Source organism: Sulfurimonas iocasae (genome assembly GCF_047716755.1).
Lineage (GTDB): Bacteria > Campylobacterota > Campylobacteria > Campylobacterales > Sulfurimonadaceae > Sulfurimonas.
Map to the genome: position 1 here is coordinate 1,279,316 of NZ_CP180409.1, position 17,820 is coordinate 1,297,135.

At 32.4% G+C, this 17,820-nt stretch carries 14 protein-coding genes; 12 read left to right on the plus strand and 2 right to left on the minus strand.

The annotated features are described in order from the left end of the window. Position 1 precedes the first annotated feature (1 nt). Both ACLHDE_RS06470 and ACLHDE_RS06475 read right to left on the minus strand, forming a co-directional pair. The gene (locus ACLHDE_RS06470; protein ID WP_415398385.1) at positions 2-535 is read right to left on the minus strand and encodes a flagellar basal body-associated FliL family protein; all 534 of its coding nucleotides are present in this window, start codon (positions 533-535) and stop codon (positions 2-4) included. Between the two features lie 17 nt (positions 536-552). Further along, the gene (locus tag ACLHDE_RS06475) at positions 553-2,238 is read right to left on the minus strand and encodes an AMP-binding protein (RefSeq protein WP_415398386.1); all 1,686 of its coding nucleotides are present in this window, start codon (positions 2,236-2,238) and stop codon (positions 553-555) included. Between the two features lie 153 nt (positions 2,239-2,391). On the opposite strand from ACLHDE_RS06475, the gene ACLHDE_RS06480 reads away from it, so the two are divergent. The 12 genes from ACLHDE_RS06480 (at position 2,392) to ACLHDE_RS06535 (ending at position 17,814) form a co-directional block, all read left to right on the plus strand. After that, positions 2,392-4,080: a YgiQ family radical SAM protein gene (locus ACLHDE_RS06480; RefSeq protein WP_415398520.1), complete on the plus strand. Its 1,689-nt coding sequence runs from the start codon at positions 2,392-2,394 to the stop codon at positions 4,078-4,080. Between the two features lie 124 nt (positions 4,081-4,204). Continuing rightward, the gene (locus ACLHDE_RS06485; protein ID WP_415398387.1) at positions 4,205-4,453 is read left to right on the plus strand and encodes an RNA-binding S4 domain-containing protein; all 249 of its coding nucleotides are present in this window, start codon (positions 4,205-4,207) and stop codon (positions 4,451-4,453) included. Further along, positions 4,450-5,436 (plus strand): anthranilate phosphoribosyltransferase, encoded by a 987-nt coding sequence (gene trpD, locus ACLHDE_RS06490; RefSeq protein WP_415398388.1) that lies wholly within the window; start codon positions 4,450-4,452, stop codon positions 5,434-5,436. Before ACLHDE_RS06485 ends, trpD begins: the two co-directional genes overlap by 4 nt. Further along, positions 5,433-5,852, plus strand: a complete 420-nt coding sequence (gene tsaE / locus ACLHDE_RS06495) for a tRNA (adenosine(37)-N6)-threonylcarbamoyltransferase complex ATPase subunit type 1 TsaE (RefSeq protein ID WP_415398389.1) — start codon at positions 5,433-5,435, stop codon at positions 5,850-5,852. Before trpD ends, tsaE begins: the two co-directional genes overlap by 4 nt. Continuing rightward, positions 5,839-6,561, plus strand: a complete 723-nt coding sequence (gene lptB, locus ACLHDE_RS06500; RefSeq protein ID WP_415398390.1) for an LPS export ABC transporter ATP-binding protein — start codon at positions 5,839-5,841, stop codon at positions 6,559-6,561. Before tsaE ends, lptB begins: the two co-directional genes overlap by 14 nt. 13 nt (positions 6,562-6,574) lie before the next feature. Continuing rightward, entirely contained in the window at positions 6,575-7,843 is a 1,269-nt protein-coding gene (locus tag ACLHDE_RS06505; protein WP_415398391.1) for an RNA polymerase factor sigma-54, read from the plus strand. Further along, positions 7,812-8,576 (plus strand): TIGR02757 family protein, encoded by a 765-nt coding sequence (locus tag ACLHDE_RS06510; RefSeq protein WP_415398392.1) that lies wholly within the window; start codon positions 7,812-7,814, stop codon positions 8,574-8,576. The genes ACLHDE_RS06505 and ACLHDE_RS06510 overlap by 32 nt, the downstream gene beginning before the upstream one ends. A gap of 74 nt (positions 8,577-8,650) precedes the next feature. Next, positions 8,651-9,559 (plus strand): hypothetical protein, encoded by a 909-nt coding sequence (locus ACLHDE_RS06515; protein ID WP_415398393.1) that lies wholly within the window; start codon positions 8,651-8,653, stop codon positions 9,557-9,559. Position 9,560: 1 nt separating this feature from the next. Further along, on the plus strand, positions 9,561-13,067 hold the full coding sequence (locus tag ACLHDE_RS06520) for an ATP-binding protein (protein WP_415398394.1): 3,507 nt from the start codon (positions 9,561-9,563) through the stop codon (positions 13,065-13,067). Beyond that, entirely contained in the window at positions 13,068-14,738 is a 1,671-nt protein-coding gene (locus ACLHDE_RS06525) for a CheR family methyltransferase (protein WP_415398395.1), read from the plus strand. It begins immediately after the preceding gene. Then, complete coding sequence (locus ACLHDE_RS06530; protein ID WP_415398396.1) at positions 14,738-16,009, plus strand: diguanylate cyclase domain-containing protein; 1,272 nt, start codon at positions 14,738-14,740, stop codon at positions 16,007-16,009. Before ACLHDE_RS06525 ends, ACLHDE_RS06530 begins: the two co-directional genes overlap by 1 nt. Beyond that, complete coding sequence (locus tag ACLHDE_RS06535; protein WP_415398397.1) at positions 15,994-17,814, plus strand: HD domain-containing phosphohydrolase; 1,821 nt, start codon at positions 15,994-15,996, stop codon at positions 17,812-17,814. The genes ACLHDE_RS06530 and ACLHDE_RS06535 overlap by 16 nt, the downstream gene beginning before the upstream one ends. Positions 17,815-17,820 lie beyond the last annotated feature (6 nt).

A 17,820-nucleotide genomic window follows, 5' to 3' on the forward strand; every position in this document is an offset into this window, starting at 1 on the left:
ATTATAATTGAATTATAAAGGAGTTGTAGTAAATTTCTTCTATCTCACCATCTGTAAGATATTTATTTAAACTCTTTACTATTTCTTCTTTCATCTTTTTATTTGTTACTCTGGCATTTTCATTATTAGAGATAACATTAATAACAGCATTTCTTAAAACAGCACCTTTATCCAGTATTTCATCCTCGACGCTATTACCACTCAACCAACTGTAGCCTTTTTTTTCTTTAAATTTTAGAGATATATTTGTAGTTAGTTTTCTATTTCCAGATATATTCATTGTAAAATCACCAAGGCTTGCCATATTCCCTTTTTTTATTTTTACTGTAGTTGTGTAGTATCTCTCTTTGGATATTGCTATTTTTTCTTTTGAAGGAGCTAGCATATTATCTCTTATTTGACTAATAGAATCATCTTTTTCATTATATTTTTTTAGGTTGTTGAAGTCTGATTTAGACACCCCGTATGCCAATAAAAGAACTACAATAATGATGCTAATAGTAATTGTAGATATTTTTATGACTTTATGTAACATTTATTTTCCCCTCTGGATTATTCAGTGTAAAGATATCGTTTAATTTTTTTCGTTGGAGTTTTTACGAAAGGTTCTATCTGTTCCATAAATTTAATAATTTTAGAAGAAGCAGCAACCTGAGTATTTACTTCAATGCGCATCTCTTCTAAAAAGTTTATAATATCTTGGCTAACTTTAGCATCTGTATTTTTATTTGCATGAAACTTCTCGTCTAAAAGTTCATAATCTAAGTGAACTCTAGCAATTAGTTTACCATCTTGTTCCATAACAATGGAGTCAACTACAGCTTCATCTTGATTTATAATTGACTCTAGTTGTTCAGGATAGATATTTTTTCCATCAGAAGCGATAATTACATTTTTGCTTCTACCTCTGATAAATAGAAAACCTTCATCATCCATATATCCTAAATCGCCAGTTAAAAACCAACCATCTTCCATAACTTCTTTGGTTTTTTCTTTATCTTTATAGTAACCAAGCATTACACTAGGAGATTTGGCAATAATTTCACCTTCTCCAGTTATATGATTTGGATTTTTAATTTTTAGTTCCACACCATAAAAAGCTGGACCTGTTGACATAAACTTTGGACTTAAGTTTAAGTTTGTTCCAGCTAAAAGAGGTGCCGTTTCAGTTAGACCATAACCAATAGTATATGGAAACTCTGCTTCTATGAGAAACTTTTCTACAAATGGGGAGAGTGGAGCACCACCAATACCGAAAAATCTCAATCTTCCGCCAAATGTTTCTATAAGTTTCTTACCGGCTATTTTGTTAAATTTCTTTCTAACAAACGGAATCTTATAAAGAAGTCTCATAAATAATGAGCCTGTAAACTTCGGTAAAACTTTGTTTTTGTAAATTTTTTCAATAATTAGAGGTACGCTAAGCATCATTGTAGGTTTTACAATTTCAAAGGCTTTTAAAAGTACACTAGGAGTCGGTGTTTTATCTATATATGCAACGCTTGCACCGTGAAGAATAGGAACTATAAGACCGACTGTACACTCATAAGTATGTGCTAGTGGCAGGATAGATAAAAATACGTCATTATTATTGATTTCTAAGATGCAATGAGTAGAGAGTGCATTTGTTACAAGGTTTTTATGCGAGAGCATTACACCTTTTGAGTGACCTGTAGTTCCAGATGTATATATAAGAGCGGCTAAATCGTCTTCTTTTACAACTTTTGAGCCTGAGTTGGACATTTTTTGTGCCATCTCTTTTGTTTTCTTAGCCAAGTCTGCAAAGTGGTGTTTGTTTCTTGTTTCATCAATAATTTCTAAATTATCTAAGCTTACTACAAAACGTAAATTTAAATCGCTACTCTCTTCTATAGTAGTTAAGTGCTTTTCTGATACAAAAACAGCCTTAGCTTCTGAGTGTCTAAGTATGTGATGTACATCTGATGGATGAAAATCTGGAAGAACAGGTACGATAACAGCACCAATATAAGTAACACTAAAATATGCAACTCCCCAATTAGGCATATTTTCACTTAATAAAACTACTTTGTCACCTTGTGAGATACCATTTTCTAGTAGTAGTTCAACCATTTGTTGAACTTTTTCACCAAGCTCTGAGTAGAGCATAGGAGTTTCTCCAACCTTACCAAGTGAGTTCTCATTTGCGTACATCGATACAGAACGCTTAAACAAGCTTGGAAGTGTAAAGTTTTCTAAATTTTCATAAGGGTAATTCATATATAATCTCTTATTTTAAATTGATTTAGTATTATTATACATAAATATTACAAAAATTGGATTAGCTTGAGCAGAAGAAGTAAAACAAAACAACCAACACGAAACACAATAACATTTAGTGAGAAAGATTTTCTGCCAACAACAAGAGCAGAGATGGACGTACTAGGCTGGGAGCAGTGTGATGTTATCTTGGTTAGTGGAGATGCATATATAGATTCTCCATTCATCGGTGTAGCTATGGTTGGACGTATGCTAGAGCGTTTGGGCTATAAAGTAGGTATGATTGGTCAGCCTGATATCAAAAGTGATGTTGATATTAAGAGACTTGGAGAGCCTAGACTATACTGGGGAGTAAGTGGTGGAAGTGTTGACAGTATGGTATCAAACTATACAGCTACAAAAAAGTTTAGAAACTCTGATGATTATACTCCTGGTGGGAAGAATGACAAAAGACCAGACCGTGCTCTAAGTGTTTACTGTAATCTTATTCGCCAACACTTTAAAGCTACAGTTCCTTTAGTTCTTGGTGGCATCGAAGCATCTCTAAGAAGAGTTACTCACTATGACTACTGGGCTAACAAACTTAAAAAACCTGTTTTGTTTGACTCAAAGGCGGACATACTTATTTATGGTATGGGTGAGATAGCTTTAGAACAGTTGACACATGCTTTAAATAATAAAACTGACTATAAAGATATAAGAGGTATATGTTATATCTCTAAAGAAGCAAATTATGAATATATTCAACTACCATCACATCAAGAGTGTTTGGATGATAAAGAGAAGTATATGGATCTCTTTGATGACTTTTATGATAATAATGATCCAATAAGTGCAAAAGGACTTTGTCAACCTGTAGACGCACGCTTTCTTATACAAAATTCTCCTTGTGACTATTTGGATGAGCAGGAGATGGATGCAAACTCTAATCTACCTTTTACAAGGGAGTTACACCCGTACTATGCGAAGATGGGAAAAGTAAAGTGTTTAGAGACTATAAAGTTTTCTATTATGACACATCATGGATGCTGGGGAGAGTGTAATTTCTGTGCTATTGGTGTTCATCAAGGCAGAACTATTAGAACTCGTACCGAAGGTAACATACTAGAAGAAGCAAAAGAGTTTAACAAGTATAAAGATTATAAAGGCATCATAAGTGATGTTGGGGGTCCAACTGCAAATATGTATGGTTATGAGTGTGACAAGAAGCTTAAAAAAGGTACTTGTGATGATATACGTTGTGTAGATGCAGACAGACTTTGTAAAGTTATGCATGTAGACCATGGAAGAAACATAAATCTGCTTAGAAAGGTTAGAGAAGTAGAGGGTGTTAGAAAAGCCTTTGTAGCATCTGGTGTTAGATATGATCTTATTACTGCGGATAAAAAGCATGGGTATTCTTACTTAAAAGAGATGGTTAATCATCATATATCTGGACAGATGAAAGTCGCGCCTGAACATACTCAACAGCATGTCTTAGAGCTTATGGGTAAACCTGGAAAAGAGACTTTAGTTGACTTTAAAAAGATGTATGACAAGTTAAATAAAGAATCAGGAAAACCGCAGTTTTTAACTTACTATCTTATTGCAGCGCATCCGGGATGTGAGGAAAAAGATATGCATGAGTTAAAACGTTTTACGACAGATGAGCTTAAGATGAATCCTGAACAGGCTCAGGTGTTTACACCAACACCAGGAACATATTCGGCTGTTATGTACTATACAGAGTTAGACCCAAAAACTCGTAAGAAAATATTCGTTGAAAAAGATACAAAAAGAAAAGAGAAACAAAAACAGATAGTTGTTAAAAAAGATAATTTTTCTAGTGGCTTTGCTTCTTAGCTGTAATTAAGAAGCGATTTTCTTTTTTTTGCAGCATTTGATGCAAAAATTGTTCCAACTCTTACATTGCTCTCAGTTTTAATATTCTACAATACTCCAAATAAATAATTAAAAAGTATGAATAATGAGAATAGACAAGTTTTTAAACTCTGTAAATATAACAAAAAGACGATCAGTTGCACAAGACATGATAAGCAATAAAGTTGTTCTTATAAATGATGTTGTAGCAAAGGCAAGTAAAAATGTTGAAGTAGGAAGTATCATAAGTATTAACTATCTTGATATTACTAAAAAATATGAAGTATTGAAAATACCTTCAACAAAATCTACACCTAAATCTCTACAAGATGAGTATATAAAGGAAGTGTTATGACTTTTGATGAAGCAAAAAAACAGTTCACTTCTCTTTTTAATCATGAGATGAATGATTCTGAAATGCGTGAATTATTGGTAAGTATGAAGCTTGATGAACATACTTCTGTAGAGGCTATAGCTGCCGCTGCTGAAGTTATGCGAAGTAATGCCATACCTTTGCCTATTTGTGAAGAACTTCGCCTTAAAGCAATAGATATAGTTGGAACTGGCGGAGATAAGATAGGAAGCTTTAATATTTCATCTACGGTTGCAATTCTTGTAGCTGCATCTGGAAGTTATGTTGCAAAACATGGAAGCCGTTCTGTTACTTCAAAATCCGGTAGTGCTGATATGTTTGAAAAGCTTGGAGTTAGACTTGATTTAAGCATTGAAAATAGTGCTAGACTTTTAGAAGAGTCTGGGTTTGCTTTTATGTTTGCTCAAAATCATCATCCTGCAATGAAGTTTATTATGCCTGTGAGAAAAACTATTCCAGATAAGACTATATTTAACATTCTAGGTCCTTTAACAAATCCTGCAGGGGTTGAAAAATCATTGCTTGGTGTATTTGATAAAGCATTTGTACCAAAGATGGCAGAAGCTTTGAAAATAAACGGTGCAAAATCAACAATGGTTGTAAGCTCAAAAGAAGGTATGGATGAGATTAGTATCTCTGATATTAGCTACGCTTCAAGACTACATAATGGACAAGTACATGAGTTCGAAATCGATCCACAAAATTATGGAATCAAACGAGTTCCGCTAAAAGCTATAGTTGGTGGAGACGCAGCTTTTAATGCTAGCATTTTACATGATATTTTTGATTCACGTGCTACAGATGCACAGAGGGATATTGTACTTATCAATGCAGCATCTGCTCTTATGGTTGATGGAATGGCTAGGGATATTCAAGATGGGCTTGAAATTGCACGTGAAGTAGTAAAAAAAGGAAAAGCCAAAGAGAAATTAAAACAAATCATAGAGATTTCAAATAAATTATGATAAATTATCAACTAAATTTAGAAGAACTTCACATTTTAGTGGAGGAAATTAGCGAAAAATTTCAAAATGGAGTCATTATTTTAAGAGGTGACTTAGCATCTGGAAAAACAACTTTAGTAAAGACTTTAGTAGAGCATCTAGGTATAAAAGATGATGTGACTTCACCTACCTTTTCTCTTCAGCAATGTTATGGAGATAAGATTTATCATTATGATATTTACAACCATGGGGTAGAACATTTTATATCTTTAGGTATGCTAGAAGAGTTAGATAAAGATGGACTTCACTTAGTAGAGTGGGGTGATGATAGACTCTTTGAGATTCTAGATTCTGCTGGTATCAAAACATTAACGATAAAAATTGAAAAGCTAGATGATAATAGTAGAAATTATGAGGTAGATTATGCACACGCTTAAAGCAGTAGATTTAAAGAAAAAAATAAAAGATTTAGAAATAGTAAAAGGTATGAGTTTAGAAGTTAGCAGTGGAGAAGTAGTTGGACTTCTTGGACCAAATGGTGCAGGAAAGACAACGACATTTTACATGATTTGTGGACTTGTTGAAGCTAGTAGTGGTGAAGTTTTTTTTGATGGTGAAAACCTCTCAAATATGCCTTTGCATCAAAGAGCTATAAAGGGAATAGGCTATCTTCCACAAGAAGCGTCTATCTTTAAAGATTTAACAGTAGAAGATAACCTTATGGTTGCTGCACAAGTAAGTATTAAAGGTAAAGCCGAACAAGAAGCAAGAATATTAGAGCTTCTTGATATGTTTAATATTGAACCTATTCGTTATCGTAAAGGGATAAGTCTTAGTGGTGGTGAAAGGCGTCGTGTTGAGATAGCAAGAGCTTTGGTGAATAAACCAAAGTTTTTACTCCTTGATGAACCTTTTGCAGGGGTTGACCCTATCGCTGTTATGGATATTCAAAAAGTTATTCATCAGCTTGTATCTTATGATATCGGAGTATTGATTACCGACCATAATGTTCGTGAGACTTTGGCTGTCTGTGATAGAGCATATGTAATTAAAGCAGGAGAACTTTTAGCTTCTGGAACAAGCGATGAAATAGGACAAAATTCAGATGTTCGTACACATTATTTGGGTGAGGAATTTAAGCTTTAGGGCTTAAGCAAACATGGCAGCATTAAGACAAAATATTAACGTAGAGACAAAGCATAAGCTATCAAACACTCTACGTAACTGGTTGCCGATTTTACACTCGAGCCTTGGTGATTTGGGTGATGCTATGGCTCCTTTTGTTGAGTCAAATCCTGTAGTGGAAGTTGAGTCCGGTTATGAAGAGGATTTTGAGAAAAAAATCCCTAAAAAAATTATAAATGGACAAGTTAGTAACTCCCGTACTGAGCAAATAGAAGCTTTAACGGTCCAGAAAAAATCTCTTTATGAGGTTTTAGATGAGCAGATAGGCAAACCTCTTTTTCCTACTCCTATCTCTCAGTCCATAGCATTTTTTGTTGTGGAAAATTTAGATGAAAATGGATACTATGAAGGTGACACAGAAACATTCTGCAGTAAAAATGCTATTTCAATAGATGAGTTTGAAAAAATTCGTCTTAGATTCGCTCATGTAGAACCAGTTGGAATTGCTGCAAAAGATTTAGCAGAATCCTTTTTGTTTCAATTAGATTCTTCAGATATAAGTGATGAAGCCTATCCCTTATGTGTGGAAATTATAAAAGATATACAGGCTATACATAACTTTTCAGATAAAGATAATTTTAGTGAAGTAATGCGAGTACTTGGGACATTCAAAAATCCTCCTTCCATTGAGTACCAAGAAGAGTCTGCCCATGTAGTTCCTGATTTGATGATATTTTTTAATGACGAGGACTCTATAGAGATAAAATTAAACGACGCTTATTATCCAACTATAAAAATAGATAGTAACTACGCTGTAAAACATGAGTTTATTACTCAAAAGATAAAAGAAGCTAAGAGTCTTGTTGATGCACTTGATATGAGACGTGCAACGCTATATAAAGTTGGATTAATGATAGTTGAATACCAGTATGAGTTTTTTGTAGGCGGTCAGATTATGCCACTTACACTAAAAACTCTGGCCGATGAATTTGGACATAATCCATCGACTATCTCACGCGCAATTGCTAACAAGTATATTGCTTGTGATAGAGGTGTGTTTGCTATGAAAGAGTTCTTTACAACTGCAATAGATGAAGATGTGTCAAATGCAGCTATTAAAGAGTTCCTTGTTGGTTTAGTAAAACAAGAAACTAGAGAAAAACCTCTTAGTGATATGAAACTACTGGATCTTATTCAAGACAAATTCAAAGTAAAAATGGTTAGACGTACTATTGCCAAGTACAGAAAACAGCTAAATATTGCAGGTTCAAGTGAAAGGAAAAAACTCTATCATTTACATTAAAAAAAGATTGGAAGAAGAGGCAAGAAAGCGTAATAATGCGAACGAAGTCTCTGTCGATAAATTAGATCCCATTTTAGTAGCACATCGCTACAAAGATCCGAGTATTTCTCTTATCTGTGCGCTGTTTGCATATGGAAATGTTAAGCAAATAGTTAAGTTTTTAGACTCTTTGGATTTTTCACTACTTCAAAAAAGTGATAATGATATAAAAAAGGCTCTCAAAAACCATTACTACAGGTTTCAAAAAAGCGAAGATATTATAGCTCTCTTTATTGCTTTAAAACGCCTAAATGAGACTACAAGCCTGGAAGAAGTTTTTGTAAGAGCATATAAGACAAACTCTAACGTTATAGATGGAATAAACGCTCTTATAAAAATGTTAAAATCCCTCTATCCTCATAGTACACAAGGTTATAACTTCTTAACCTCAAAAGTCACCACAAAGACCAGAGGTGCAGGGGCATTAAAGAGATGGATGATGTTTCTAAGATGGATGGTAAGAGAAGACAATATCGACATGGGGTTATGGAAAGGCATTAGCAAAAAAGATCTGATTATGCCTCTTGATACTCATACTTTTAATGTTTCTAGAAAACTTGGATTACTGCAGAGAAAAACATATGACCTTCAAGCTGCCATAGAACTTACCGAGACTCTCCGAAGTTTTGATAAAGATGACCCACTAAAATATGACTTTGCACTCTATCGTATAGGACAAGAGAAGATTCTGTAAGATAAAGAACTCTTTTTAGTTACTTTTATTAATTGTTAATTAATATATAGGTATTATTAAATTAAAGGACATTTATGAGACATGCCATTTTAATCTTTTTGCTTACTTTTGGTTTATACGCAAAAACAATAACTCCCAACGAAGTTTATGCTCAAGCAAGGCTTATTTTTGATGAAATGCATTTTTTACTTAAGTATTATGGTATTGAGCATGATCATGATGGAATAATAAGTCGTACAGCCATAAAAGCACAACTTAAGCCACGTAATGTTTGGCAGATAACTTATGAAATAGCCATTAAAATTAATATTCTTAGAAATGCTCATAAGTTACCTACCATAGAACCGGTTAATGTAGCTCCGGTACTTAACTTAAATCCTGATTTAGTATATGAGCAGACACAAAGAATTTTGACAGAGATAAAAATTTTCAAGCATAGACTAGGTATAAAAAATAAAGAATTAAAAGCAAAAAGATATACGAACAAAACTTCAGTTGATGTTTTTAATCTTCTTAGAGAAATTAGCGCTTCTTTTGATGAACTAAATCAAGCAGGATTTACACCCTCTTATGTTTTTGGTGAGACAATGCGTGTATATGATGACCTCACTAGAATTTTAGCACATCTAAAAATAAAAGATAATACTATCCCGACAGCTAGAAATAATAATGCTACATCAAAAGACGCATTTAAAGTATCTATAAATATATTAGCCAAAATAAAAATGCTTCAGTTTTATATGGGCATAGAGAGCGTTGACTTTTCAGTTTTTAAGAAAGACGAACTTAGTCCAAGTGATGTTTTTACCATGAATCAAATGATTATTGCTGAATTACAAACAATCAAGGCATATGTAGGATTAAATTACTACATAACACCTGCTGCTACAACTTACACAGATAAAACATCTGTTGATGTTGAGCAGTTGATGAGTTGGAATCTTAGAAAAATATCGCTTATAAATATGAAAGCAGGAAAATAAGATGAATTTGAATATATCACTGCAAAATAAGATATTTTCTATTTTTATTGTTGTTTTAATTCTTGGTATCAGTTTTGTTGGATGGTATGGTTATAAAACTGCTACTGACGGTTATATAGAGAGTGCTTATGAGCTTAGTGAACATGTGACAGGTACACTAAGTGCCACTATAGAAGGTGAAATGGGACATGTTACAAGAGATGCTCTTTTTATAAAAGAATTTTATGCTCTTAGAAGATATATAATCTGGAAATCAATATCTGTAGATGCAAAAGCACAAAAATGGAAAGATATATTTTCAGATGCTCTGATGGACTTTTTAAAAGCACAACAGGACTACTACAAAATTAGAATACTGGATTTAGATGCAAATGAACTGTTTGTAGTTAAGTATGATGAGAAGCTCAATAGCGCTTATCTAGTACCAGATTCAAAGCTACAAAATAAGAGTGGAAGAGACTATGTTGAGGTTACTAAGAAACTAAAAAAAGATGAGTTTTATATATCAGATATGAATCTAAACCTTGAAAATTCAAAGATATCAAAGCCTTTTGTTCCAGTTGTTAGATACGCAACTCCTATGGTTAGTGATAATGGAGATATGATAGGAGTTTTCGTTGTTAGTATTTATGCACAGAACGTACTTGATATTGTTAAACAAGCATCTATTGATGGTGCTAAAAAAGGTTTTTCTCATTTTTTGATAGATAAAGGCGGAAACTATCTTTTTAATGAAGATGAGAGTCAAATGTGGGGTTCTCAAATAAAAGGAAAATCAAACTTTAATGATGATCATTTTAATCTAAAAAAGTTCATGAAAGACAAAGTAAAAGGAACGTTTATACATAATAGTAAGATTTACTCTTATCATGTAGTTCATCCACTAAAACAAAACAGTGACAATTATTGGTACGCAATCACAAGTGTAGATACAGATGTAGCACTTGAAAAGTTAGATGATTTTAAGCAGTTATTTATCTTGATATTACTATTTGTTGTAATTATTAGTTTCTTCTTTATAAGGTTTTATTTATTAAAAATCACCACTCCATTAGGTCAAGTAACTTCACAGCTAAAAGCACTTTCAAGAGGTGAGATAAAAAAAGAGGAAATCAACTATAGCGGTAATGATGAAATAAGTGAAATTGTAAATTCAACTAAAAAAGTGATAGATGCTATTGAGACAACAATATCTCAAGCCAATGCAGTTGCAGATGGTGATTTCTCAAAGGAGATAGAACTTCTTAGTAAGAATGATCAGCTTGGTCTTGCAATTATAAATATGACAAAAAGGCTAATAGAAATAACTTCTTTAGCTGAAAAACTCTCTATCGGTAACTATGATACAAAAATCATTGCAAAAAGTAGCGAAGACAGGCTTGGCATGGCTCTTATTGATATGATTAAATACCTTGAAGTAGTAGCTAGTGTTGCTGAGTCAATTGCTGATGGCAATATTGATGTAGATTACAAGATAGTTGGAGAGGAGGACAGGTTAGGTATTGCAATGCTTGATATGATAGGCTACTTAAGAAGAATTCTATCTCAAGCAGATGCCATAACCAAAAATGATTTTTCTCATAGTATTGAAGTGAAATCAAAAAATGATGAGTTAGGAATCGCTCTTGGCATCATGACTGATATACTAAAAGAAAATGATGAAAAAAATAAAAATGAAATTTATTTTAGCGATGGTATTGGTGAATTTAGTGATAAGCTGACTGGTATTAGCGACACGATGGAACTCTCTAAAAAAGCGATAACAATAGCAAGTAGATACGTAGAAGCTTGTAGCGGAGTCGTATATATATATGATAAAGAAAAAGCTGAACTTGGACTTATCGCTTCTTACTCTTTTACTCCCAAAGATAGTTCTTCAAACACATTTAAATTAGGAGATGGAGTAGTAGGACAGGTGGGATTTGAGAAAAAACAAATCTTACTTAAAAATGTACAAAACGAACACTATGATGTGAAAACTGGCACAACTCTATCTAAACCTAAGGAAGTATTTATTCTTCCTCTTATTCATGAAGGAGAACTTTTTGGTGTTGCAGAACTTATGACTTTTGATAGTTTCAGTGAGGTTCAAAAAGATTATCTTGCTAAGGCTACTAACATACTTACAACATCACTTTTTGCTGCTACTCAAAATATGAAGATAAAAGTCTTACTAGCAGATTCTAAACTAGCTTATGAAGAGCTACAAGTACAGAGTGAAGAGCTGCAGGAGACAAACGTTCAGATGGAGGAGCAACAGCAACAACTTACTCTTCAAGCTAAAGGTATGAAAATCAAAAACAATGAACTGATTCATGCTAAAGAAGACCTAGATAAGAGGGCAGACGATTTAGAAAAAGCTAGTAAATATAAAAGTGAGTTCTTGGCAAATATGTCTCATGAGCTTCGTACGCCACTTAACTCGATTATATTACTTTCAAAACTTCTTACTCAAAACAAGAGTGAGACATTGAGCGATAGTGATGTGTCAAAAACTTCGGTTATATATAAAGCAGGTAATGACTTACTACTTCTTATTAATGATATTTTGGACTTAAGTAAGATAGAATCCGGAAATATGGAACTTAATGAGAGTAAATCGGATACTAGTGAAATTAGAGAAGAAATTGAAGGTCTTTTTAGTGAAGTAGCAAAAGATAAAAAACTGGATTTTGAGGTGAAAGATAGTTTTAATAAAAGTTTTATAGTCGATAAAACAAAACTCTTGCAGATTATTAAAAACCTTCTCTCTAATGCATTTAAGTTTACAAAATCAGGTAAAGTATCTCTCTGCATATTTAAGAAAAATAGAGACATTATCTTTGAAGTATCAGACACAGGAATAGGTGTGCCAGAAGCCAAACTAGCTCTTATCTTTGAAGCATTTAAGCAAGTTGATGGGAGTATAAGTAGAAAGTATGGTGGAACGGGACTTGGTCTCTCTATTAGTAAAACATTTGTAGACTTGATGGGTGGACGTATAGAAGTAGATTCAAAAGAGGGCAAAGGCTCGAGTTTCTTAGTAATATTACCGATTCAAAAGAACAGTATTGAGAAAGTTGCACCGCTAAAGATAGAAACTAAAGAGAGTATAGTCACATATGATGAGATAGAATTATTTGACAAAGAACTTTTAAAAGGTAAAAATATCCTAATCGTAGATGATGATAGTAGAAATATTTTTACACTCTCTTCTGTAGTTCAAGAACTAGGAGCCGACACATATAGTGCTTTAAACGGTGAAGATGCATTTAAACTTCTAGAAGATGAAGAAGCAAATATGGATGTTATTCTTATGGATATTGTGATGCCCATTATGGACGGACTAAAAGCTATTGAGAAGATAAAAGCAGATGATAGATTTAAACATATTCCTATTATCGTAGTAACTGCAAAAATAATGAAAGAAGATAAAAGAATGTGCTACGAAGTCGGTGCAAATGATTATCTTGCTAAACCAATAAATCAAAATGCTCTAATCTCTATGTTAAAAGCATGGAGCAAGTAGTTGTTAAAATTTCTAAGGCAGGGTAGAGAGTGTAAAATAGAGATATATGACAATGTAAGCAGTGAAGAAGTTCTTCAACTTAAGGAGCTTCTAGATGAAAGTTTTTATCTATTTAGTATAAACTTTACACGTATATATTATATACCCGCTTCTCTTACCCAACTACTATATGAATACATAGAAGTTCTACAAAAAAATATCAATATAGTAGTAAATAAAAGTAGACTCTCTAAGTACTTAAATCATATTGGTCTAAAAGGTATCTTTGTATCTAAGTTAAAAGGCAGGAAGAGTACAAGTCCAAATATAAATGTAGTAGCTATCGGCGGAAGTGCAAATAGTAGTTCTAAGATTATTGAGATACTTTCAAATATAGACACAACAAAATTTGCAATATTTATAATCCAGCATATTAATCCTGTGAAAGATGGCATCTTTGATAAAATATTAGCTAATTATGTGGATAGTAATGTCTCTTATGCAACTGAGGGAATGGATGTAAAAGTAGGACAGATATATTTGGCTTCAAAAGATAGACATATGACAGTCAAGGAGTCTAAAATACATGTAGAAGACTCTGCTATTAAAAATGGAGCAAGACCATCCATATCTGTTAGTTTTGAGTCTTTAAGTCAAGAGTACAAAGATAACTTTTGTGGAATTATTACTTGTGGATATGCAACAGATGGTGTTGACTCACTAGCAACTCTTAGGAAGAATAACTCGGTTATTTTAGTTCAGAATCCAGATGACTGTGAAGCTAGTTCAATCCCTAAAGGGGCAAAAAATCAAAAAATATATGACTTTATATTTGACACAAGTGATATGGCTTTTTATCTAAGATGTATGAGTCTTCAATATGATAGTTTAGATGAGTGGATAACTTTTCTTTTTGATGAAGTGCACACTAGATATGAATATGATTTTAGACTTTACCAAAGAGACTCCCTAAAGAGAAGAGTTGAGCAGTTTATGATAAAACATAGAATAGTTGATATAAAAATATTTGTAGTATTAGTGCTTTTTAACAAATCTGCATTTAGGTCTCTGTTTTTGGATCTCTCTATAAATGTAACAGAGTTTTTTAGAGATGTTGAAGCTTCTAAAAAAATGATTGAGATCATTAATAAAGAGCATAAAAACTGTTATAATATAAGAATATGGAGTGCAGGTTGCAGTAGTGGAGAAGAGGGTTATTCTACTGCTATTATCTTAAATGAATTGGGATTACTGCATAAAAGCATAATTTACTCAACAGATTTTAATCCTATAGTAATTGAAGAAGCAAAAAATTCTATTTACTCTTTAGAACGCTTTAATAAGGCAAAAGAAGCTTATGGACGACTTGATTTTAAGACACCGTTAAAGAACTACTTTGAGGTAAATACAAAGTTTGTAAAAGTAAAAGAGCATCTAAAGCAGAATATTCTATTTTTTGTGCATAACCTAGAAAAAGACAGTGTGTTCAATGAGTTTGATATGATAGAGTGTAAAAATGTAATGATTTATTTTAACGAAGAACTAAAGCAAAATATCTTTAAAATATTTTATGATTCACTAAAGTTTGGCGGTCATCTATTTTTAGGTCCAAGTGAGATGCTTCCTTCAAACTTTGAAGATAGATTTGAAGTGTGTGACGATGTTAATAAAATATATAGGAAAATAGTGTAATGAAGAAAATTTTATGTGTTGATGATGTAGAAACAAATCTTTTTACTTTAGAAGCTCTTTTTGAAGTTCATCATAGTGATAAGTATGTTGTAGTTACAGCAATGTCAGGAAAAGAAGCATTAGAGATTTTACTTTCTCAAAAAATAGATCTGATACTGCTTGATGTGATGATGCCAGAATTAGATGGTTATGAGACTGCAAAACTAATTCTTAGCAATAAAAAGACAAGAGATATCCCAATTATCTTTTTAACAGCGAAAAAACATCAAGATACAATATCTAGGTGCTATGAGGTTGGTGGTGTTGACTATTTGAGCAAACCATATAATGAGCAGGAATTGTTTGTAAGAACCAAATTTCATCTTGATATGGTAGAAAATAAAAGAGTCTTAGAGGTTGAGAAAAAATTCACTCAAGATATCTTAGATATGCAAGACAATTTAGTTGTTATTTCAGATGGTAGTAAAGTTGTAAAGATTAATAGAGCTGTAACAAAGCTTTTTGATGTTAAAAGCATTGATGAATTTATAGCTAACTATGAATGTATATGTCACTATTTTGTACAAGAAGATGGATATTTTCACTTAGGTTTAGTAAAAGATGATGAGCTTTGGACAGATGTTTTACTAAAGCAACTAAAATCAAAAGATGTTTTAGTCTTAATAAATGATGTACAAAACTCACAGTTAAACTCTTTTGATATAAAGGCAAAAGTTTTTGGAAAAGACTTTCTTGTTACCTTAACAAATATTACTTCATTTGACGCAGAATCAAAAAATAATGAGCACGAAGCTTCTTATGACAGTTTGACAAATATATACAATAGAACCAAGTTAAATGATTTATTCTCTCAGGAAATAATTAAAGCACAAGCCAATAAGAATACTTTTGCTTTAATTATGATAGATATTGACTACTTTAAAGCTGTAAATGACAACTATGGACACTTAACCGGAGATGCAGTTTTAATACAGATGACAAATCTTATTAAAAAAAATATTAGAGATAGTGATATCTTTGCAAGATGGGGTGGAGAAGAGTTTGTGGTTCTTCTTCCACATATTGATTTGAAAAAGAGCGAGAAAATAGCGAACCATTTAAGGACTAAAATAGAAGCAGACAAATTTCCTAAAATAAGTAACCTTACATGTAGTTTTGGCGTTACTCTTTACAAAGCTGGAGATAATATAGACACTATTATCAAAAGGGCAGATTCAGCTCTATATAATGCAAAAAATCTAGGAAGAAACAGAGTATGTATAGTCAGTTGACAAATAGCTACAACATCCTATGTGTTGATGATAATGAGAATAACCTTTTTACATTAAGTGCATTGCTTGAAAATAGTGGCAATATTAATGTCATAGAAGCTTTGGGTGCAAAGACAGGGTTTGATAAGTTGCTTTTGGAAAAAATCGACCTTATTTTACTTGATGTTCAGATGCCTGATATGAATGGTTTTGAAATGGCAAGACTGCTAAAAGCGAATAAGAAAACAAAAGATATCCCTATTATTTTTGTAACAGCCGTCTTTAAAAGTGAAGAGTTCATAAAAGAGGGCTTTGAGATAGGAGCGGTTGATTATTTAACCAAGCCTATAGATGATAACCAACTACTAAATAAAATAATGCTTTACTTAGAGATATTTGAAAAAAACCATGAGATTATGCAGAGTGAGAAAAAGTTTATTGATATAGCGCAGAGTATAGGTGATGGTATTTATACTCTAGACCTAAACAATAAAGTTACTTTTGTAAACAATCAGGCACTTAATAAGCTTGGTTTTGACTATAAAGAACTTATGGGAAAAGAGATTCATGATTATATTCACTATAAAAATATTAATAATATACCCATAAAATCAAGTGAGTGTGAAATTCATAAAACAATGCTAAGCGGTAAAACATATAAAAATGATAATGAATATTTTGTAAAAAAAGATGGTAGTTTTTTACCTGTTTCAGTTCTTACAACACCTCTATATTTAGACAACAATATTATTGGATTAGTTACGGTTTTTAGAGATAATACAGAGAAAGAAAAAATATTAATTCTTGAAGAAGAGAAGATTAAAAATCAAGAGCAAATTATTCATTCTATGATTGATATGATAGAGTCTCGAGACTCTTATACAGCCGGTCATACAAAAAGAGTTGCTTACTATTGTGAACTTATAGCTACTGAGATGCAATACTCTAAAGAGGATGTAAATCTCTTAAAAAAAGCGGCTTGGTTACATGATATAGGAAAAATATCTACTCCTGATAGTGTACTGCTTAAGCCAAGCAAATTAAATAAGGTAGAATATAAACTTATTCAAGAACATCTATCGAGTGGTTATGAGATGCTAAGTAAAATAGATGATTACAAAGTTATTGCAGATATCATGAGAGAACATCATGAAAAGTATGACGGAAGTGGTTATCCAAGAGGTCTAAAGGCAAATGCCATTTTGCCACTTAGTAGAATTATGATAGTTGCAGATGCCTTTGACGCTATGACAACTAACAGAGTTTACAAACCTAAAAAGAGTCTATCAGTGGCACTTCAAGAACTTGAAGATCTTAGTACTGAGCATTTTCATCCAGAAGTAGTTGAGGCTTCTTTAAGGGCACTATCTAATGTTGATGTAAGTGGTGACACTTCCCAAGTTCCTAGGACATACATGGAAGAGCATAGATTTTCCTACTTTTACAAAGACAGACTTACTAATCTTTTTATTATTGACTATCTCTCTTTGGTTTTAAGATATCATTTATATTCTGACTCAGCATATCTTTACAGTGTTAAACTTAATGACTTTACTGAGTACAACAGAAGGTTTGGCTGGTCAAATGGAGATAGGTTTCTTATATCTTTTGCAAATTTTATAGATAATCTATATGATGATACAGTTGTATTTAGAGTAGAGGGTGATGACTTTATGATTTTGAGTGAGATTAAAAGAGAAACTTTAAAAGAAGATATTCTAAAAAGTAAAATTTTAGAAGATACACAACTTGGTCTTAGTGTTGGTGAAAGATATATTGAAAATATTATGGAAAAAGATGAAAAAATTATATTAGAAGAGTTTTAAAAAGAT

Bases quoted from the DNA above. Each gene is read 5' to 3' on its own strand.
- ACLHDE_RS06530 (WP_415398396.1), top strand. From the start codon at position 14,738: ATGAAGAAAATTTTATGTGTTGATGATGTAGAAACAAATCTTTTTACT.
- tsaE (WP_415398389.1), top strand. From the start codon at position 5,433: ATGATAAATTATCAACTAAATTTAGAAGAACTTCACATTTTAGTGGAG.
- ACLHDE_RS06475 (WP_415398386.1), bottom strand. From the start codon at position 2,238: ATGAATTACCCTTATGAAAATTTAGAAAACTTTACACTTCCAAGCTTG.
- ACLHDE_RS06470 (WP_415398385.1), bottom strand. From the start codon at position 535: ATGTTACATAAAGTCATAAAAATATCTACAATTACTATTAGCATCATT.
- ACLHDE_RS06480 (WP_415398520.1), top strand. From the start codon at position 2,392: ATGGACGTACTAGGCTGGGAGCAGTGTGATGTTATCTTGGTTAGTGGA.
- ACLHDE_RS06515 (WP_415398393.1), top strand. From the start codon at position 8,651: ATGAGACATGCCATTTTAATCTTTTTGCTTACTTTTGGTTTATACGCA.
- trpD (WP_415398388.1), top strand. From the start codon at position 4,450: ATGACTTTTGATGAAGCAAAAAAACAGTTCACTTCTCTTTTTAATCAT.
- ACLHDE_RS06535 (WP_415398397.1), top strand. From the start codon at position 15,994: ATGTATAGTCAGTTGACAAATAGCTACAACATCCTATGTGTTGATGAT.
- ACLHDE_RS06520 (WP_415398394.1), top strand. From the start codon at position 9,561: ATGAATTTGAATATATCACTGCAAAATAAGATATTTTCTATTTTTATT.
- lptB (WP_415398390.1), top strand. From the start codon at position 5,839: ATGCACACGCTTAAAGCAGTAGATTTAAAGAAAAAAATAAAAGATTTA.
- ACLHDE_RS06505 (WP_415398391.1), top strand. From the start codon at position 6,575: ATGGCAGCATTAAGACAAAATATTAACGTAGAGACAAAGCATAAGCTA.
- ACLHDE_RS06485 (WP_415398387.1), top strand. From the start codon at position 4,205: ATGAGAATAGACAAGTTTTTAAACTCTGTAAATATAACAAAAAGACGA.